The sequence below is a fragment of the Mumia zhuanghuii genome, assembly GCF_042681565.1.
Taxonomy (GTDB): domain Bacteria; phylum Actinomycetota; class Actinomycetes; order Propionibacteriales; family Nocardioidaceae; genus Mumia.
Genome location: NZ_JBHUFT010000003.1, coordinates 23,732 through 43,224, shown reverse-complemented (window position 1 = coordinate 43,224; position 19,493 = coordinate 23,732). Strand labels below are relative to the sequence as shown.

16 protein-coding genes and 1 pseudogene are annotated in these 19,493 nt (G+C 71.3%); 10 read left to right on the top strand and 7 right to left on the bottom strand.

From position 1 onward, the window contains the following. Nucleotides 1–89 precede the first annotated feature (89 nt). The 7 genes and pseudogenes from ACFSDF_RS05980 to ACFSDF_RS05950 all read left to right on the top strand — a co-directional run. A complete protein-coding gene (locus ACFSDF_RS05980; protein ID WP_243845025.1) occupies nt 90–1,370 on the top strand; it encodes a sensor histidine kinase in 1,281 nt (426 codons plus the stop codon). Beyond that, nucleotides 1,367–2,032: a response regulator gene (locus tag ACFSDF_RS05975; protein ID WP_167001476.1), complete on the top strand. Its 666-nt coding sequence runs from the start codon at nt 1,367–1,369 to the stop codon at nt 2,030–2,032. Before ACFSDF_RS05980 ends, ACFSDF_RS05975 begins: the two co-directional genes overlap by 4 nt. A 138-nt stretch (nt 2,033–2,170) precedes the next feature. After that, the gene (locus tag ACFSDF_RS05970) at nt 2,171–2,947 is read left to right on the top strand and encodes an ABC transporter ATP-binding protein (RefSeq protein ID WP_167001477.1); all 777 of its coding nucleotides are present in this window, start codon (nt 2,171–2,173) and stop codon (nt 2,945–2,947) included. Continuing rightward, nucleotides 2,944–4,821 carry an ABC transporter permease gene (locus tag ACFSDF_RS05965; protein ID WP_167001478.1) on the top strand — a complete coding sequence of 626 codons (1,878 nt, stop codon included), beginning with the start codon at nt 2,944–2,946 and terminating at the stop codon, nt 4,819–4,821. The genes ACFSDF_RS05970 and ACFSDF_RS05965 overlap by 4 nt, the downstream gene beginning before the upstream one ends. Nucleotides 4,822–4,869: 48 nt before the next feature. Then, nucleotides 4,870–5,853 (top strand): alkaline phosphatase family protein, encoded by a 984-nt coding sequence (locus ACFSDF_RS05960; protein ID WP_167001479.1) that lies wholly within the window; start codon nt 4,870–4,872, stop codon nt 5,851–5,853. 5 nt (nt 5,854–5,858) lie between these two features. Next, nucleotides 5,859–6,314, top strand: coding sequence for an aldo/keto reductase (locus ACFSDF_RS05955; protein ID WP_377156654.1), 456 nt, complete (start codon nt 5,859–5,861; stop codon nt 6,312–6,314). A gap of 12 nt (nt 6,315–6,326) precedes the next feature. Beyond that, nucleotides 6,327–6,560: pseudogene (locus tag ACFSDF_RS05950) on the top strand (aldo/keto reductase); the annotation flags it as partial. A gap of 49 nt (nt 6,561–6,609) precedes the next feature. Here ACFSDF_RS05950 and ACFSDF_RS05945 read toward each other — a convergent pair. Then, nucleotides 6,610–7,260 (bottom strand): HD domain-containing protein, encoded by a 651-nt coding sequence (locus ACFSDF_RS05945; protein WP_167001480.1) that lies wholly within the window; start codon nt 7,258–7,260, stop codon nt 6,610–6,612. 83 nt (nt 7,261–7,343) lie between these two features. On the opposite strand from ACFSDF_RS05945, the gene ACFSDF_RS05940 reads away from it, so the two are divergent. After that, nucleotides 7,344–8,669: an FAD-binding oxidoreductase gene (locus ACFSDF_RS05940; RefSeq protein WP_167001481.1), complete on the top strand. Its 1,326-nt coding sequence runs from the start codon at nt 7,344–7,346 to the stop codon at nt 8,667–8,669. 272 nt (nt 8,670–8,941) lie between these two features. Further along, complete coding sequence (locus ACFSDF_RS05935) at nt 8,942–10,321, top strand: glutamate decarboxylase (RefSeq protein WP_167001482.1); 1,380 nt, start codon at nt 8,942–8,944, stop codon at nt 10,319–10,321. A 28-nt stretch (nt 10,322–10,349) separates the two neighbouring features. Here the strand turns inward: ACFSDF_RS05935 and ACFSDF_RS05930 are convergent, their stop codons facing one another. Both ACFSDF_RS05930 and ACFSDF_RS05925 read right to left on the bottom strand, forming a co-directional pair. After that, nucleotides 10,350–11,582: an MFS transporter gene (locus ACFSDF_RS05930; protein ID WP_208322260.1), complete on the bottom strand. Its 1,233-nt coding sequence runs from the start codon at nt 11,580–11,582 to the stop codon at nt 10,350–10,352. A 9-nt stretch (nt 11,583–11,591) separates the two neighbouring features. After that, the gene (locus ACFSDF_RS05925; protein ID WP_167001483.1) at nt 11,592–12,596 is read right to left on the bottom strand and encodes a GlxA family transcriptional regulator; all 1,005 of its coding nucleotides are present in this window, start codon (nt 12,594–12,596) and stop codon (nt 11,592–11,594) included. A gap of 97 nt (nt 12,597–12,693) precedes the next feature. Here ACFSDF_RS05925 and ACFSDF_RS05920 point away from each other — a divergent pair, with 97 nt between their 5' ends. Then, entirely contained in the window at nt 12,694–13,275 is a 582-nt protein-coding gene (locus ACFSDF_RS05920; protein ID WP_167001484.1) for a hypothetical protein, read from the top strand. A 7-nt stretch (nt 13,276–13,282) separates the two neighbouring features. On the opposite strand, the gene ACFSDF_RS05915 is transcribed toward ACFSDF_RS05920, so the two are convergent. From ACFSDF_RS05915 to ddaH, 4 genes are read right to left on the bottom strand one after another with little or no spacing between them, the layout of a single operon-like run. Continuing rightward, nucleotides 13,283–13,993 carry a sortase domain-containing protein gene (locus tag ACFSDF_RS05915; protein WP_167249068.1) on the bottom strand — a complete coding sequence of 237 codons (711 nt, stop codon included), beginning with the start codon at nt 13,991–13,993 and terminating at the stop codon, nt 13,283–13,285. Nucleotide 13,994: 1 nt separating this feature from the next. Beyond that, on the bottom strand, nt 13,995–17,432 hold the full coding sequence (locus ACFSDF_RS05910; protein ID WP_377156649.1) for a bifunctional proline dehydrogenase/L-glutamate gamma-semialdehyde dehydrogenase: 3,438 nt from the start codon (nt 17,430–17,432) through the stop codon (nt 13,995–13,997). Between the two features lie 2 nt (nt 17,433–17,434). Beyond that, the gene (locus ACFSDF_RS05905; RefSeq protein ID WP_167001486.1) at nt 17,435–18,481 is read right to left on the bottom strand and encodes an ornithine cyclodeaminase; all 1,047 of its coding nucleotides are present in this window, start codon (nt 18,479–18,481) and stop codon (nt 17,435–17,437) included. Next, nucleotides 18,478–19,344, bottom strand: coding sequence for a dimethylargininase (gene ddaH / locus ACFSDF_RS05900; RefSeq protein ID WP_243842874.1), 867 nt, complete (start codon nt 19,342–19,344; stop codon nt 18,478–18,480). Before ddaH ends, ACFSDF_RS05905 begins: the two co-directional genes overlap by 4 nt. Between the last annotated feature and the right edge of the window lie 149 nt (nt 19,345–19,493).

Below are 19,493 nucleotides of genomic sequence, written 5' to 3'. Positions count from 1 at the left end.
GAACTGCCTCCACTGGTCGTACGTCCTCCCCGATCGCCCGCAGGTCCCGGCCGCTGCGTGGGGCTTGGCCCCCAGGTAGCGTTCCGGTCGTGACTCGTCGTGGCAGCGTCCCGGTCGTCGACCGGTGGGTCGCACTGGTGACGGGGACCCTCGCGCTCGTCGCTCTCGCCGCGTTCTGCGTCGTGACCGCCGTGGCCCCGGAGGCCGGGGTGGTGGAGCCGATCCCGTCCGCCCTCGGTTGGGGCCTCGGTGCGGTCACGATCGTGCTCCAGGCGGTGGCGCTGCTGTGGCGTCGTACCGCGCCGCGTGCCGTCCTGCTCCTGGTCTCCCTCGGGATGCTGCTGTGCGCCGTGTGGGGCCTGGGGGACGGGATCGGCCTGGCCCAGCTGGCCGTCTTCGTCGCCTCCTACACCCTGGGGTTGGCGCAGCCGCTCTCCCGCTCCTGGCCGACCTTCGCCGCCGCCGGGGTGCTTGCGGCTGCCGGCTCGATGATCAGCGCGACGTTCAGTGATGAGCCGGTGGCACTCGCGCTCGGCCTCGGTGCGCTCCAGGGTGTCGGCACGGTGGGGCTCCCGCTGGCGGTCGCGATCGCGGTGGCCACCCGGCGAGAGATCCGGCAGGCGCGGCAGAGCCGGGTGGACGCGCTGGAACGTGAGCGTGGCGCGCTCGTCCAGGCCGCCGTCGCCCGCGAACGGACTGCCATGGCGCGCGAGCTGCACGACATCGCCGCCCACCACCTGTCCGGGATCGCGGTGATGACCGCGGCCATCGGCACGCAGATCGACTCCGACCCCGAGGCCGCCAAGGCCGCCGTCGCGCAGGTACGCACCCAGAGCACCGCGGTGCTGCGTGACCTGCGCAGCCTGGTCGGCCTGCTGCGCGAGGACGACGGTCGTACGGACACGCCCGAGCGGGTACGGCCGGAGTCCCTGGCCGGCATTCCCGCGCTCGTCGACGACGTCAGCGGCACCGTCCGCGACGTCCGGCTGACGGTGCTGGCCGGAGACCACCAGCAGGTCGGTCACGGAGTCGGTCCGCTGGGCCAGCTCGCGGCGTACCGGATGGCGCAGGAGGCCCTCGCCAACGCTGCCCGGCACGCGCCTGGCGCACCCACCGAGGTGACCGTCGACGACCGGGACCCCGAGGCCGTGCTGCTCACCGTCCGCAACGACCGGCCTGGCGGTCCTGCGGCGCAGCCGGGGAGGTCAGGGTTCGGCCTGGTCGGGATGCGTGAGCGCGCCGAGCTCACCGGCGCCAGCCTCGACATCGGTCCCACCCAGGACGGCGGCTGGCTGGTCCGGCTGCGGATCCCGCGGGACCAGGACACCCAGCACATCGACCGCACGACAGCCACCACGGAGGACGCATGACCCGGGTCCTGATCGCCGACGACCAGGCGCTGGTGCGCGCCGGATTGCGGACGCTCATCGACGCCGAGCCGGACCTCGAGGTGGTCGCTGTCGCCTCCGACGGCCGCGAAGCGGTCGAGGCCGCGCGCGCCCTGCGACCGGACGTGGTCTGCATGGACATCCGGATGCCCGGGCAGGACGGCATCAGCGCCACGCGGGAGCTGTGCGGGCCTGGCGTGACCGATCCGATTCCCGTCCTGGTGCTCACCACCTTCGACATCGACGACTACCTCTTTGGGGCGCTGGAGGCCGGGGCCTCGGGGTTCCTGCTCAAGGACGCCGAGCCCGAGGTGCTGGTCGCAGCGGTGCGCTCGGTCGCTCGGGGCAATGGCACCCTCGACGACGCACTGACCAAGCGGGTGCTGCGCGAGGTGGTGACGCGCCGAGAGATCGTCCCTGTCACCGCCGGTCGGGCCACCGAGCTGCTCACCGCCCGTGAGCTCGACATCCTGCTCTTGCTCGCGCAAGGTCTGTCCAACGACGAGATCGCCGCGCAGCTGGTCCTGGAGACCTCGACGGTGAAGTCGCACCTGGCCCGGATGATGCCGAAGCTCGGCGTCCGCTCCCGACTCCAGGCTGCGGTCTGGGCGTACCAGAACAAGGTCGTCGCCGTCCCCGACTGAGCGGACCCCGGCCCGCGCGGCGGCCGCGCTTGCATCGAAGGATGCAAGCCGGAGATCTCCTTCCTGCGCGGCTCGTGGCACACCCCCGCGGATTCGTACCGTCATCGTGTGTTCTCTTCCGATGACCGAGGAGCGGCGATGACCGCCCCCACCACCCACCGCACCGCTCACCCGCACGCGAACGGCGCCACCCGTCCGGCGCTGAGCCTCGTCGACGTGCACAAGCAGTACGCAGGAAGCTCGGGACCAGTCCACGCGCTGCGCGGCGTCTCGCTGGCCCTGGAGCCTGGCTCCTTCACCGCGGTGATGGGCCCCTCAGGCTCGGGCAAGTCGACGCTGCTCAACTGCGCCGCCGGACTCGACGCGCCGACCAGCGGCAGGATCACTGTCGGTGAGCACGACATCAGCACGCTCTCGCCCGATGCACTGACCCGGTTCCGCCGCGACCACATCGGCTTCATCTTCCAGTCGTACAACCTCGTCCCGCACCTCAGCGTGGCCGACAACGTCACGCTGCCCGCGATGCTGGCCGGGAAGGCCGACGAGCCACGCTGGCTGGCCGAGCTGCTCGACGCCGTCGGGCTGGCCGAGATGACGCAGCGCCGCCCCGGCGAGCTCTCCGGCGGGCAGGCCCAGCGCGTCGCGATCGCGCGCGCGCTCTTCTCCCGGCCCACCGTCGTCTTCGCCGACGAGCCGACCGGCGCACTCGACCGCCGTACCGGCACGGCCGTCCTGGCCCTGCTGCGCGAGACCGCGTCCCGGCTCGGGCAGACCGTGGTCATGGTGACCCACGACCCGCTGGTGGCTGCGACCGCCGAGCAGGTGCTCTTCCTCTCCGACGGACGTCTGGTCGACCGGCTCACGAACCCGACGGCGGCTTCGGTCGCCGAGCGTATGCTCGGGCTGGAGCGATGAGCACGATGTGGCGTCTCGCCCGCTCTGGTGCCACCGCCCACCTGCCGGGCCTGGTCGGCCCGTTCTTGGTGGTCGCCCTTGCCGCCGTGCTGGTCTCCGGGACCGGAGTCCTCATCGAGTCCGGCCTCCGCTCACCGGGCGGCGCCGGGTTCCTGATCCTCCTGGCCCTCTCCTTCACCGGCACCGCGACCATGCTGATCGTCTTCGTGGTCTCGGCGACCGTCTCGCTCGCCCTGCGCCGACGGCAACGGGACTTTGCGCTGCTGCGCGCGGTCGGCGCGACCCGCGGCCAGGTCCGTGGGCTGGTCGCCCGCGAGATCAGCCTGGTCGTGCTGGTGGCGGCGCCGCTGGGTGCACTCGTCGGCCTCGTCGCCGTCCGGCTGCTGACGCCCGTCCTGGTCGAGGCAGACATGGTGGGGCCGGACTTCCAGATGGCGCTCTCACCCCTGCCTGTGCTGGCGGCCGCGCTCGTCCTGCTGCCGGTGGCGTGGCTGGCCGCTCGGTTGGCGACGCGGTCGACGCTGCGTGCCGCGCCGACCGCAGCAGTCACGCAGAGCGTCGTCGAGCCGGTCGGCATCGGGCGCGTCCGCCGGATCAGCGCCCTCGCCCTCGCCGGAGCCGGCCTCATCATGGCGCTGAGCCCGCTGTTCATGCCCGGCACCCTCGGAAGCGCGATGGCCGCGACCTCGGCGTTCCTGCTCGTCGGTGCGGCGGCTGCCGCCGGCCCCGTGCTCGTCGCGTGGCTGCTGGACCATGCCAGCCTGCGAGGCGGACCGGCCACCCGCCTGGCGCTCGCCAACACCCGCGGCTTCTCGCGACGGCTGACCACCGTGGTGGTGCCGCTCGCCCTCGCCTTGGGGGTCGGCACCGTCCAGGCCACGACCGACGACACCTTGGCGGTGGCCGGCGAGCGCCAGCTGGCGGCCGGCCTGGACGCCGACCTGATCGTCACCGGCAGCGACCTCGACGAGTCCCGGCTCGCCGCACTCGCCACCCTGCCCGGCGTCGACGCGGCGGCCCCGCTCGCCACGGTGCCTGCGAGTGTGCGTACCGATGACGAGGCCGGGTGGCTCGGGCCGCTGGGATGGGAGCCGACGCAGGTACGCGGCCTCCCGGCCGGCGAGCTCGACGGCATGCTCGATCCTGGCGTTCGCGACGGCGACCTGGCCGCGCTGGACGCCCCGGACACCGTCGCGATCAGTCGAGACGCGCGCCTCGACACCGGCAAGGGCATCGGCGAGAAGATCGCGATCCGCTGGGCCGGCGACGACTTCGCGTGGGCGGAGGTCGTCGCGATCTATGACCGCGGCCTGGGTTTCGGGGACTATCTCGTCGGCCAGGGCACTCCCGCGGTGCACGGTGTCGACGTCCGTGCCGACACGGTGCTGCTTCGCGCCGACGAGCCGGGTGTGGGGGCCGCGGTCGCCGGCCTCGGGCTCACGGCGACCGACGAGGCGGCGTACGTCGCGTCGACGACCGAGTCGGGGGCCGCAGCGCGGGACCTCTCTGCCCTGCTGCTGCTCCTGCTGCTGGTCTTCGTCGTGGTGGCCGCCGCCAACGCGCTGGTCCTCAGCACCGCCGGACGACGCGACGAGCTGGTGCTGCTGTGGCGCACCGGCGCAACCCGACGCCAGCTGATCGCGATGGCGAGCGTCGAGGCCCTGGTCATCGGAGGCCTGGCCTGGCTGATCGGGACTGCCACGGTGATCCCGGCGGTCCTAGGCGTCAGCGGCGGCCTCCTCGGTGTGGCGGTGCCGCCGTTCGACCTGGTCGGCTACGGCGTCCTGAGCGCTGCTGTGCTGCTCGTACCGCTTGTAACCGTCGTCCCGGTGGTCGCCCGAGCAGCGCTGGGCAAGCGTTCGGCGCGGACGTAGGGTCGAGATCGTGGGCGGCGACGGGGGGCCGAAGTGATTCTTCGGCGGGTGGCTGTCGGCTCGTGCGTCGGGCTGACCGTTGTCGGCCTGCTTGCCGCCCCCGCGACAGCGGCCAGCGACTCCGCGGACGATCCCGTCAACCGCGTCGTCGCGATCTCGGTGGACGGCCTCAACCCCAAGGCGATCCACATGCTCGGCCGGTCCCGTACGCCGAACTTCCACCGGCTGATGCGGCAGGGCGCCGTCACACTGAACGCCCGCACGGCACGCGAGCAGACCCGTACCCTGCCGAACCACACCGGCATGCTGACCGGCAGGCGGATCGATCCTCGTCGCGGCGGACACGGCGTCACGTTCAACGACGACACGGGCACGACCGTGCACCGGGCGGCGGGCCGCCACATCTCCAGCGTGTTCGACGTCGTGCACAACAGTGGCGGTTCGACGGCGCTCTTCGCCGCGAAGACGAAGTTCGCCCTCTATCAGCGCACCTGGAACGCCACGATCGACCGGTTCACCGTCGACACCGACAACTCGCGACTCGTGACCAGGGTGACTGCCGAGCTGCGGCGGGCACCCCGTACGTTCACCTTCGTCCACCTGTCGCGGCCGGACCAGGCCGGTCACACCCGCGGGTTCATGAGTCGCGCATACCTGCGTGCGGTCCGCAGGACCGACCGGCTGCTCGGACGGATCCTGTCGACGATCCGCGCCCGGCCGGCGCTGCGCAAGCACACCCTGGTCGTGCTCACGGCCGACCACGGTGGCTCTGGCGCCTCGCACGGCGACGCTCGCAGGCTGGCCAACTACCGGGTGCCGTTCATGGTGTGGGGCCCTGGAGTCGCCGCGGGCCGGAACCTCTATCGCCTCAGCCCGCGCTACCGCAGCCCAGGCTCGGCCCGTACGAGATACACGGGCAGGCAGCCGATCCGCAACGGCGACCTCGCCAACCTGGTCACCGACGCCCTCGACCTGCCTCGCGTCCCTGGTGCGCGGTTCAACGTCCGACGACGCCTCAACGCCTTCCGCTGACGTCGGTGCCGATCTGCGGCGCATTCGATGATCACTCTCTGAGAGGGGTTCACACGATGCAGACGGTCACACTCAACAACGGGGCTGAGATGCCGATCCTCGGCTTCGGCGTCTACCAGATTCCCGCGGAGGAACTCAGAAGGCCGTCGAATCTGCGCTCGAAGTCGGCTACGGGCACCTCGACACCGCGGCGTCGTACGGAAACGAGGAGGCTGTCGGCGCAGCGATCAGGCCCACGGGGTCGCACGTGGCGACCTGTCGAGGACGACACCAAGCGCGCCTTCGAGAGCTCGTTGCGCCGTCTCGGACTGGACTACGTCGACCTCTACGTGATCCACCAGCCGCTCGGTGACTACTACAGCGAGTGGCGGGCCATGCAGCGGCTCTACGGAGAGGGGAGTATTCGTGCGATCGGTGTCTCGAACTTCTATCCTTCCCACGCGCTTCCTACCAGGACCTGATGCGCGAACGCGATGTGCAGATCGAGGCACTGGGGCCCGTTCGGTGAAGGCAAGAACAATCTGTTCTCCAACCCCGTCCTCTCCGCGATCGCCGGGGCGCACAGCAAGTCCGTCGCCCAGGTCGTGCTCCGGTGGCTCGTTCAGCGTGGGGTCGTCGCCGTCTCCAAGTCCGTACGTGCGGAGCGGATTGCAGAGAACCTCGAGGTCTTCGACTTCGTCTTGACCGACGCAGAGATGGGCCAGATCGCGTCACTCGACACCGGTGAGCGACCCCTCCACCATCCGACGGCGCCGGCTACGCGTCGCTTGGCGCGTCTCGGATCCAGCCGCGGCGCAGGCCCTCGTCGACGAGCATGCCCGTTGCGTCACCGAGCGTGGTCGACGCCGCGACGACACCGGACTCGCGAGCGCGGATGGTGGCGAGGTTCGCGCCGGGCATCCGCCACGTCCCGCCTTCGTTGAACCAGTTGAGCAGCATCGGCTCCAGCCGGTCGATGCCCTTGCAGAACCTCGCCTCCGGCGTCTTCCCCGCCTCGAACTCGTCCCAGAGCGCACGGATCTCCTGCGCCTGATCCTCGGGCAGCTGGGTGAACAGCCGGTCGGCTGCAGCCTCCTCCCGCTCGCGCTGATCGACTCGAGAGGCGGCGTCGAACACCGGGCTGTCGCCGGCATAGATCTCGACGAGGTCGTGGATGACGACCAGCTTCACCGCGTGGCCGACGTCGATCGGCTCCTCCGCGTACTCCGCGAGCAGCACCACCATCAGCGCGAGGTGCCAGGAGTGCTCGGCGTCGTTCTCGCGGCGATCGGCCGCAGCGAGCGGCGACGCACGCAGGATCGTCTTGAGCTTGTCGGCCTCGGCGATGAAGGACAGCTGCGCCGCGAGTCGCGCGTCGATGCCGTCAGGGAGCGGGTTGCGGGTGATGATCAGGGCGTCGTCTTCCACGACTCCGACACTCTCACGCGATGAGTTGCGCCGTCGCCGCCGGTCAGCCCTCCCAGATGCCGACGAGTGCGAGGAGCAAGGCGATGGTCAGCACAGGACGAGAGGCGACCGCGATCTCTGAGACCGGGATCCTGCGCCCGGGCGACGACGGGTACGACGCCGCCCGTCAGGTGTGGAACGCGATGGTCGACCACCGGCCCGCGATGATCGTGCGCTGCCGTGAGACCGCCGACGTGGTGGCGGCCGTGCTGCTGGCCCGTCGCGAGGGACTCGAGATCGGCGTGCGGTGCGGCGGGCACAGCGTCGTCGGGCACGGGGTCCCCGACGGCGGGCTGATGATCGACCTGACCCCGATGCGCGCCGTACGGGTCGCGCCGACCCGCCGCAGGGCGTGGGTCCAGGGTGGCGCTCTGCTCGGAGCCCTCGACGCCGCCACCCAGCCGTACGGACTGGCTACGACGGCGGGCAACGTCTCGCACACCGGCGTCGGTGGTCTCACGCTTGGCGGCGGGATGGGATGGCTCGCCCGCCAGCACGGGCTGACGTGCGACAACGTCGAGTCGTTCGAGATGGTGACCGCCACCGGAGACGTCGTACGGGCGTCGGCCGACGAGAACCCGGAGCTCTACTGGGGCCTGCGCGGGGGTGGGGGCAACTTCGGCATCGTCACGGAGTTCGAGCTCCGTCTGCACGAGACGGGGACGCAGACGCTCAGCGTCGAGCTCGACTTCGCCGTCGGCGATGCCGCGTCCGCCGTCGCCCGTTGGCGTGACCTCAACGCGACCGCACCACGGCGAGCGACGTACGCCGCCTCAGTCGCCGGCGGCGTGGTGACGCTCGGCTTCGTGTGGATCGGCGACCCGGGCGAAGGCCGCGAGCACGCACGACTGCTCGAGGCGCTCGGCCGACCGGTGGCGCGGCGCGTGGACGCGATGCCGTACGTCGACCTCCAGCGCCGCGATGACACCCTCGAGGGCCACGCGCTGCGTCGCTACTGGAAGGGCCACTACCTCCGCGACCTGCCCGACGCCGCGATCGAGGTCCTGCTGACCCAGGACCCGACGGTGGCCGCGAGCCTCCAGGCGTACGGCGGTGCGATCGACGAGGTGGACGACGACGCGACGGCGTACAGCCAGCGAGGCACGGTCTTCGAGTACGTCGCGGCGGCGCGCTGGACGGATGCCGAGGCCGATGAGGAGCAGATGGCGGCCGCGCGCGCGGCCGCCGCACGGCTGGAGCCGTACGCCAGCGGCGTCTACGTCAACGTGCTCGGCGACGAGGGCGCGACCGGCGTACGACGGGCGTACCTGCCGGCGACGCTTGCGCGGCTCACGGCGCTCAAGGACACGTACGACCCCGACAACGTCTTCCACCTGAACGCGAACATCCCGCCGAGCGCGCCGTCCTAGACTCCGCCTCGTCCATCCACTCTGCGGTGGGGCCAACGGAAAGTGCGTCCCCCACCGCGCAGTTCCGGTGGGGTAGCGATTCTCCGGTGGGGCTTGGACGTCGGCGGCTGGCCCGTTAGCGCGGCTGATCCCGGCGCGGTCGTCACCGTGCTTCCGCTCTGCATTGTCCAAAGGTTTGTGTTAGGACCGAGAGAAGGACCGCTTCAACCGAACGCCTCCCCGGGGTCCCCGCTTCACCGGTCGTCGCTCGGCGCCCGGAGTCTGGAGGAACGATGGCGCACTCGGAGTTCGGGGGCGGCGGGTTGGACCCACTCTTCGCCCGCCATGCCGAAGAGACCGGCCAGACCCGCAACGTCCTGCACGAGGAGCCAATGCTCCCGGAGACGGCCTACCAGATCGTGCATGACGAGGTAATGCTCGACGGCAACGCGCGTCTCAACCTCGCGACGTTCGTCGGCACGTGGATGGGGCCATACGCGGACCGTCTCTACTCCGAGACGTACGACAAGAACATGATCGACAAGGACGAGTACCCCGCGACGGCGGCGGTCGAGGAGCGGTGCTGGCGGATCCTCGCGGACCTCTGGAACGCTCCCGACCCCGACCAGGCGCTGGGCACGTCGGCGATCGGTTCGTCCGAGGCGTGCATGCTCGCCGGTCTCGCGTTCAAGCGACGTTGGCAGCACGCACGCAGGGCCGAGGGGAAGTCGACCGAGACCCCCAACCTGGTGATGAGTTCGGCCGTTCAAGTGGTGTGGGAGAAGTTCTGCAACTACTGGGACGTCGAGGCCCGCTACGTGCCGATCACTGAGGAGCACAAGACGCTCGACGGGCACGACCTCGCGTCGTACGTGGACGAGAACACGATCGGCGTCGTCGTCATCATGGGCGTCACGTACACGGGCATGTACGAGCCGGTCACCGCCGTGGCGGCGGCTCTGGACCAGATCGAGAAGGACACCGGCCTCGACATCCCGATCCACGTCGACGGTGCCTCCGGCGCGATGATCGCACCGTTCCTGCAGAAGGACATCGAGTGGGACTTCAGGGTCGAGCGGGTGCACTCGATCAACACCTCGGGGCACAAGTACGGGCTCGTGTACCCGGGTCTCGGCTGGGTCGTCTGGAAGTCTCGCGACTTCTTGCCTGAGGACCTGATCTTCTCGGTCAGCTACCTGGGCGGTGACATGCCGACGCTCGCGCTGAACTTCTCGCGGCCGGGTGCGCAGGTCCTCCTCCAGTACTTCAACTTCCTGCGGCTCGGTTACAACGGCTACCGCGCTGTGCAGCAGGCCGCTCAGGACACCGCGAAGCACCTCGCCGACGGCATCCAGAAGCACGGGGCGTTCACGCTGTGGAACGACGGCAGTGACATCCCGGTCTTCGCCTGGCGCCTTGCGGAGGGCCACACGGACAACTGGAACCTGTACGACCTCTCCGACCGGCTGCGCACGTACGGCTGGCAGGTGCCGGCGTACCCGATGCCGGACAACCTTTCCGACCTCGTCGTCCAGCGCATCGTCGTCCGCAACGGGATGAGCTACGACCTCGCCGACAAGCTGCTGCGCGACATCGCTGCGGCCACGAGCGATCTCGACAGCCTTCCTGCGGCGATCCCGCGGTCCGTGGCGAAGCGCACCTTCCACCACTGAGGGGTGCGGCTCGGCGCGGAGCTCATCCTCACCGTTCTCGGGGCGGTGTGGCTGACGGCGATCGCCGCCCCTCGAGCACACCGGCGAACGCGAGCATCGTGATGCCGGCGAGGGGGACGACGAGGAGGCCGACCCGCAGGCTCGTCGCGTCCGCGACGAGGCCGACGATCGGGGGCGAGACGAGGAATCCGACCCGCATGAGCCAGGTCAGCAGCGTGAGTCCCGTGCCGGGCTTGAAACCGGGGAGCTCGTCGGCGCCGTGCATCGCCGCGGGGATCACGGTCGCGACGCCGAACCCGGCGGCCGCGAACCCGGCGATGGTCCCCGGCACCGTCGGGAAGGCCAGTGCGGCGCCCATGCCCGACGCGGTGATCAGGCCCCCGACGCGGACCACGGCGCGCTGCCCGAACCGGTCGACCAGCCGGTCGCCGATGATCCGCCCGACGAACTGCGCGCCGACCAGCGCGACGTAACCGAACGCGGCGATCGACCCTGCCGCGCCGAGCGACTCGTTCAGGTAGACCGCCGCCCACGTGCTGCCCGCGTCCTCCACGAGTGCGTCCGCGATGCCGAGGAGGACGAGCGCGCCGAGGACCAGGACCGTACGAGGGGTGGGGCCGGTCGGTCGGGCGCGAGGCGTCGGTGGGGTGCCGTCGGGCTCGCTGGTCTCGATGGGCTCCACGGGCTCGGCATCGCGGCCGCGCAGCAGGAACGGGAACGCCGCGACCGCGATCGCGGCGAACAGCGCCGACGAGAGGCCGAGATGGACCGCCGGTGACAGACCCAGCGCGACCGCCCCCGCGCCCATGAGGCCACCGAGCACCGCGCCTGCGGACCAGATCGCGTGGAACGCGTTGAGGATCGACCGCCCGTAGCGTCGCTGGACCCGCAGCCCGTGCGCGTTCTGCGCCACGTCGGTGATCGCGTCCATCGCGCCGAGCAGGAACAGCGCCGCGGCGAACGTCGCGAGGTTGGGCGCGAGACCGATGGCGAAGGCGCCGACCCCGGTGAGGATCGTGCCGACGACCGTGACCCGCGACGACCGGAAGCGCCTGATGAGCACGCCGGCCGCGAGCCCCGCGACCAGTGCTCCGACGGGCAGCGCGGCGATCGCGAGTCCGTACGAGGCGTTGGTCAGGTCGAGGTCGTCCTTGATCCCGGGATAGCGGGGGAGGACGTTCGCGAAGATCGCGCCGTTCGTCAGGAACAGCACGGCCACGGCGATCCGCGCGCGGCGCAGCGTCTGGTCGGGGGAGGTCACCGCACGACGCTAGTCGATGACTGGGCGCACGACATCATCGTCAGCAGCGGTACGACGTCGCGCGCGCGACCGGTACGCGGACGGCGTCGTGCCGTACTGGCGCACGAACGCCTGGCGCATCGCCTCGGCCGACCTGAACCCGCACTGGCGTGCGATGGTCGCGAGCGGTTCGGGGGTTCCCTCAAGCAGATGGGCGGCCGCTTCGAGACGCACGGTCCGGACGTACTGCGCTGGCGTGGCTCCGACCTCGGCGGCGAAGACTCGGCCGAGGTGACGCACGCTCACACCGGCGACGTCCGCGAGGGCGGCGGTGTCTGCCGGAGCGGCGAGATCGGCGGTCACGTGGTCGGTCACGCTGCGGACGATGGTGTTCTCCGTCGTGGGTGCTGCGGTGTGGATGCTCATCTGCGACTGGCTCCCCGGCCGCTGGAGGTAGGTGACGAGGTAGCGCGACGTCGCACGCGCGAGCTCCGGCCCGTGGTCCTCCTCGATGAACGCCAGCGTCAGGTCGAGCGCGCTCGTGACGCCGGCGGCGGTCGAGATCGCGCCGTCGCGGATGAAGATCGGATCAGGATCGACGGTGACATTCGGGTGATGGCGAGCCAGCCGCGCCGCGTACTGCCAGTGTGTGGTCGCGCGCCGCCCGTCGAGGAGGTCGGCCGCGGCCAGGATCGTGGCCCCTGTGCAGACCGAGGCCGTACGGCGGGCCGCGCCGGCGAGACGGCGTACGTGGTCGCGGACCAGCATGCTCTCCGCGGCGCGCTCGTGACCGGTGCCGCCGGAGACGATGACCGTGTCGATCGGCGTCGCAACGTGCTCGAGCGCGCCGTCGGCGGCGAGGGTGAGGCCCGACCCGCACACGACGGGGAGCCCGCCGGGCGAGACGACGCGCGTGCTGTACGGGACCTCGAGCGCTCCGATCATGTTCGCCATCATCAGCGGGGTGGTGATGCAGGCGATGTCGAGCAGCTCGGCGTTCTCGTACGCGACGACGACGACGGTCCGTTCCGGCATGCTTCAGTGTAGGCCGAGAGACACGGATCCCAGGATCTCGGACACGATCGGCCGCAGAGGTCTCACGCGTCGGGCAAACCTCCTTAGCGTCGACGTCATGATCAGCGACACCGAGGGACGCGGACCTCGCACCGAGCGGCAGCACCGCCTGCCGTGGCTGTTGCGGCGGTGGCCGACTGCGCTCGGCATCGGGTCAGGCGCGTTCATCGTGTCCGACATGACGGACGGGTCGGAGGCGGCGCTCGTCCTCGTCGTCGCGGCCTTGGGCTACATCGCGACTGCGGTGCTGGACCGGCAAGGTCTGATCTGGGCGGTCGTCGCGGCCGAGATGGTCGTGGTCGTGGTCCTGCGGATCGTCGACGTCGATCCCATCCCGGTGCTGGCCGTCGCTGCGGTCGCACTGGCGCTGGTCGGCGCCGTGCGGCGGAGGTGGGGGCCGTCTCGCTTCGAGACGCTCTACCCCTGGCTCACCGCGCTCTTCCTCGTCGCTGGCCTCGTCGGTGCTTACGCGAGCCCGGTGCTCGCCGGGGTGATCGTCGGCCTCGCGCTCATCGCTCACGCTGCGTGGGACGCGATCCACTGGCACGAGGACGCCGTGGTCAGCCGCCCGTTCGCCGAGTGGTGCGGCACGCTCGACTTCGTTCTGGGGATCGGGGTGCTCGTGCTGGTGCTCGCGTGAGCGCCCCTCACCCGCGCTCGGTGCGGACGAGCATGCCGATCTTGTCGATGCGGTGCTCGGGGTTGTCGAACTCGTCGACCCAGAAGTTGCCCTGCGCGTGGTCCTCCGGCGTCGCGCAGGTCGAGAGCGTGACGTGGGCGCGTTCGGGCTGACGACCGGGGTGGCCGGGGACGGCAGCACGCTGCTCCGCGAGCGAACGCGCCGAGCGGAACGACGTCGAGCGCGTGCCGACGATCTCGTACGTCCAGCGCGTGCCGCCGGCGGTCACATGCACCCGGTCGCCGCGCTCGAGGTCCGGCAGGTCCAGGAACGCCCGCGTGGACGAGAGGCGGTGCGCGGTCACCTGGTAGTTGCCGATCCCGCCGGGCCCCGCACCGCCGTCGCGCCCGTACGGGCTGGCGGCGTGGCCACGGTTCTGGATCCGGGTGCCGGCGTCGTCGTCGGTTTTGCCCCGGTAGGCGATCACGCGCAGGTCGCGGATGCCGAGAGTCGGGATGGACAGGAGGGCGTCGCGAGGCGGGGTGGGAGGTGCGGGAGCAGCGGTGGGGCTCGGCGTCGGGGTTGGTGAGGGCGCCCGCGTCGCGGAGGGCGTGCGCGTCGGAGTGGTCGACGCAGATCGCTCGGCCTGCGGCGTGGGGGCGCGCTCGACGACCGGGGCACCGCCACATCCCACGATTAGGAGTGTGGCCGCGCCCAGGAGGCCAGTGCGTGCCTTCATCTCACGACGGTAGGACGTGATCCGTCAGTCCGTCGAGGGTGCCGAAGCGGTGCGCGGTCATGCTCACCGCCTGCTCGTGCACGAACGGCAGCATCTCGACCCGCCCCGCCTCCGTGACCGGGTGCCCGTACACCGCGAGGTCAGGACGCCCACCGGTCGCCCGCATCAGCGCAGCCGCGTCGCCGCCAACGAGGCGTACGCGCCCGGCCGGAAGGTCCGTGGCCCGTGCAAGCCACGCGGCGTCCCGCTCCACGACGATCGACGTCCGGGCGCCGCCGAAGGCGACCCGTACCGGGGCAGGCAGCGCGACGGCCGAGCTCACCGAGACGATCGCCCCCGCACGCGCTCCTGCCGCGACGACGCGGACGAGCTCGGCCAGCGGCCGCTCGCCGTCGTACCGCACGGTGACGGGCACGGGCAGGTGCCTCAGGACGTTGCGCTCGTACGGGATGCCCGTGACGTCGGCGCCGACGCCGAACAGCGTCCGCCAGGCCTGCGCGTCGCTGCGCAGCGCCCGCTCGAGCATGGCGAGGCCGTCGCCGGGCACGCCTGCGGCGACGGCGGCGTCGACGAACACCCGCTGCTCGAGCGCGATCGGGTCGCCCGACGTCGCCCGCGCCGGCTCCCAGTCGACCAGCCCGTGGAGATAGCTCGGGCCACCCGCCTTCGTACCGGCGCCGACCGCCGAACGTTTCCACCCGCCGAACGGCTGCCGTCGTACGATCGCGCCGGTGATGCCGCGGTTCACGTACAGGTTGCCCGCGTCGACGCCGTCCACCCACCGCGCGATGTCGTCCGGGTCGAGCGAGTGGAGCCCGGCGGTGAGCCCGTACGGCGTCGCGTTCTGCAGCGCGATCGCCTCGTCCAGCGTCCCGGCGGTCATGATCCCGAGCACCGGCCCGAAGAACTCCACAAGGTGCGTCGCCGATCCGGGTGCCACGCCGACCTTCACCCCGGGCGACCACAGGCGGCCGGTCTCGTCGAGCCGCCGCGGCGCGACGAGCCACGACTCGCCGGTCTCGAGCGAGGTGAGCGCGTCGAGCAGCTTGCCGTGCGCGGGTTCGATGACGGGCCCGACCTGGCTTGTCGGGTCGGTCGGATAGCCGACCTTGAGCGACCGTACGGCATCGGCGAGCTGGTCGCGGAAGCGTCGCGACCGCGTCACGGGGCCGACGAGGATCGCCAGCGAGGCCGCCGAGCACTTTTGCCCGGCGTGCCCGAACGCCGACGCGACGAGGTCCTTCACGGCGAGGTCGAGGTCCGCGCTCGGCGCGACGACGATCGCGTTCTTGCCGCTGGTCTCGGCTAGCAGCGGCAGGTCCGGCCGGAAGGTGCGGAACAGCGCCGCTGTCTCGTACGCGCCGGTGAGGATCAGCCGGTCGACGCGGCGGTCGGAGACGAGCTGCTGCCCGAGGTCGGACTCGGCGACGTGGACGAGCTGCAGCACGTTGCGGGGCACGCCCGCCTCCCACAGCGCCGCGACGACGAGCGACCCGCACCGCCGGGCCTGGTGGGCGGGTTTGACGACGACCGACGCGCCGGACGCGAGCGCGGCGAGCATCGAGCCCGAGGGGATCGCGACCGGGAAGTTCCACGGCGGCGTGACGACGGTGAGGCGTACGGGGACGGGCGTCGCGCCGTCGGTACGGTCGAGCAGCCTGGCGGACTCGGCGTAGTAGCGGGCGAAGTCGACCGCCTCGGAGACCTCCGGATCGGCCTGGTCGACGGTCTTGCCGCACTCGGCCGCCATCACCTCGACGAGGTCGGCGCGATGCCGTTCGAGCGCGGCCGCGGCACGGCGCAGCACCTCGGCCCGCCCGTCTCCGCCGAGCGCGGCCCACGCCGGCTGCGCGTCGACCGCCGAGGCGAGCACGCCCTCGATCGCGTCGGCTGAGGTCACGGTGTGCTCCCGCACCAGCTCCTCGCCGAGCTCCGACGACGCGGCGCGCGCGAGGATGTCCCGCGCCCAGGCGCGGTTGCACTCCAGGGCCGGGTCGGTGTCCGAGGTGTTGGCGAAGCCCGGCGGCGGCACGTCGACCGGATCCGTACGGCGGTCCTGTCGCCGACGCGGCTCCGGCACGGTCGCGTCCACCGCCCGCAGCGACGCGAGGAACCGGTCCCGCTCCCGTGCGAACAGCCGCTCGTCGCTCCCGAGGTCGAAGACCGCCGACATGAAGTTCTCCGGGCTCGCGCCCTCCTCGAGTCGCCGCACGAGATAGGCGATCGCGGTGTCGAACTCCGCCGCCCGCACCACCGGGGTGTAGAGGAGCAGCCCGCCGACGGTCCTGCGTACGGCCTCGGCCTGTCCCTGCGCCATCCCGAGGAGCATCTCGACGTCGACACCGTCGCGGACCCCGCGCCGCCCGGCGAGCAGCCACGCGTGCGCGACGTCGAAGAGGTTGTGACCGGCGACCCCGATCCGGACGTTCGCGATGCGGTCGGGGTCGAGGGCGTAGTCGAGGATCCGCTTGTAGTGCGTGTCGGTCTCCTGCTTGGAGCCCCAGGTCGCGAGCGGCCAGTCGCGCAGCGCCGACTCGACGTGCTCCATCGGAAGGTTCGCGCCCTTGACCAGCCGCACCTTGATCACCGCACCGCCGGCGGCGCGGCGACGCGCGGCCCACTCCTGGAGGTGCTGCATCGTCGCGAGGGTGTCGGGCAGGTAGGCCTGCAGCACGATGCCGGCCTCGAGGTCGCGCAGCGCGGGCTCGTCCAGGAGACGCGTGAAGACCGCGACGGTGAGGTCGAGGTCGCGGTACTCCTCCATGTCGAGGTTGATGAACGTGCGCGGCGACGCCTGCACCGCCTGCCGATAGAGCGGACGCAGCTGCGCGACGACGTGGTCGACCGTCTCGTCGAACGCCCACGGCGAGTGGGGTGCGACGGTCGCGGAGACCTTGATCGACACGTAGTCGACGTCGGGTCGCGAGAGGAGTCGCTCGGTCCCGTCGAGCCGCCGCGACGCCTCGCGCTCGCCCAGCACGGCCTCGCCGAGGAGGTTGAGGTTGAGCCGGACGCCGCGCGAGCGGATGCGCGCGATCGCTTGGCCGAGCCGGCGGTCGGAGGCGTCGACGACGAGGTGCCCGACCATGCCGCGCAGGACCCTGCGGACCATCGGGATCACGAGGCCCGGCGCGACCCGCGCGGCGACGGCTCCCACGCGGATCGCCGCGCGCAGGTGCCACGGCAGGAACGACGGCACGTCGTGTGCGTGCTCGGCGAAGGCCCGTGCGGCGACCCGAGCGTCCTCCGGCCGGATGACGCCGTCGACGAACCCGACGGCGAACGGCAGGCCCGCCGGATCCTTCAGGACGTCCGCGAGCTGCTGGGCCGAACGGTCGGTCGGCACCTGCGCCGCGACCGCGAGCCACTGCCGTACGAGAGCCTCGACCTCGTCCTCGAGACCGGGATCGTGCGCCAGGGCTGCGGTCGCGTCGGGCACCGTCAGTGCGCCACCAGGGCCGGCGTGGGTGCCGGCGTCACCATCGCGAACAGGTCCTTCGGGTCAGCGGGCTCGGCGACCAGGTCGAGCATGGCCTCGTACGAGGTGCCGCGCACGGCGTCGCGGACGAAGCGGAGCGCGACGAAGTCCTCGATCGCGAAGCCGACCGAGTCGAACACCGTGACCTCCTCGCGCGACGTACGGCCCGCGGCCTCGCCCGCGATCACCGCCCACAGCTCGGTCACCGCAAACTCTGGTCCGAACGCCTGGATCTCGCCCTCGACGCGGGTCTGCTCGGGGTACTCGACGAAGACCGACGCCCGCCCCAGGATCGCCTGGTCGAGCTCGGTCTTGCCGGGGCAGTCGCCGCCGATCGCGTTGACGTGCACGCCGGGAGCGACGTCGACGTCGCGTAGGACGGTCGCGTTGGTCTTGTCGGCGGTGCAGGTCGTGATCACGTCGGCACCGCGTACGGCGTCGGCGGCGCTGGTGGCGACGGTGATCTCGAAGCCGAGCGGCTCGAGGTTGCGGACGAGCTTGTACATCGCCTCGGGGTCGGTGTCGAAGACCCGCAGCCGGTCGATGCCGAGGACGGCGCGGAAGCCGAGCGCCTGGAACTCCGCCTGCGACCCGGTCCCGATCATCGCCATCGTCGAGGAGTCGGGGCGGGCCAGCCACTTCGCGGCCATCGCCGACGTCGCCGCCGTACGGAGGGCGGTGAGCAGCGTCATCTCCGCCATGAAGGTCGGGTAGCCGTTGTGCACCTGGGCGAGGACGCCGAACGCGGTGACGGTCTGGAAGCCACGCAGCGGGTTGGACGGATGGCCGTTGACGTACTTGAACCCGTACTCGTCGCCGTCGCTGGTCGGCATCAGCTCCATCACGCCGTCGCGCGTGTGCACGGCGTGACGCGGCGACTTGTCGAACTGCGGCCACCGGCGGAAGTCGCCCTCGAGCGCCGTCACCATCTCACCGATGATGCGCTCGGCTCCCTTTTCGCCGATCCAGCGGCTCATGCTTCCCACGTCCACGAAGGAGACTGTCGTCATGCCCGGACCTCCAGTGTGCAGCACTTCACGCTTCCGCCGCCCTTGAGCAGCTCGCTCAGGTCGACGCCGATCGGGTGGAAACCGCGCTCCCGCAGACACTCGTGCAGGTGCACGGCCTTGTCGGTGAGGACGACATGGTGGCCGTCCGAGACCGCGTTGAGCCCGAGGACGCTCGCGTCCGCGTCGTTCGCGAGGATCGCGTCGGGGAACAGCTGGCGCAGGACGGCGTTGCTCGCCGCGCTGAACGCGCCCGGGTAGTAGGCGATCGTCCGCTCGTCGAGCACGGCCAGCGCCGTGTCGAGGTGGTAGTAGCGCGGGTCGATCAGGTCCAGCGAGATCACCGGGGCGCCGAAGAACTCGCGCACCTCGTGGTGCGCGGCGACCGAGGTACGGAAGCCGGTGCCGGCGAGGATCAGGCGTCCGACGACGAGGAAGTCGCCCTCACCCTCGTTGGTGGACCCGGCCTGGATCGTCGGCCGGAACCCGGCCTCGTCGAACCACGCGTGGTACGCCGCCCCCTCGGGCTGGCGCTCGGCGAAGGTGAAGCTCGCCGCGACCGCCTTGCCGTCGTACACGACGCCGCCGTTCGCGGCGTACACCATGTCGGGCAGGCCCTCGACCGGGCGGATCAGGTCGACCTTATGACCGAGACTCTCGTACGTGGCGCGCAGCGTCTCCCACTGCGCGACCGCGAGCGCGGTGTCGACCGGCTTGCTCGGGTCCATCCACGGGTTGATCGCGTAGGTCACGTCGAAGTGCTCCGGTCGGCACATCAAGAAGCGGCGTGGTGTCGCTTCGCGGGGCATCGGATGTGCCGTCTGCTGCCTCGTCGTCGGCAGCGCAGCCCCGGTCATGATCGTCATCTACCACCTCCGTGTCGTCAGGTGTCCCGAACGTACGTCGGTACCCGTTGCGCGGCCGATGGCAATCCGTTGCGCAGATCGGTCAGCGACGGGCGGTCTGTTGCGGGATCTGCGCGATGACGAGCGTCGTCAGCGCATCCCATAGTGGT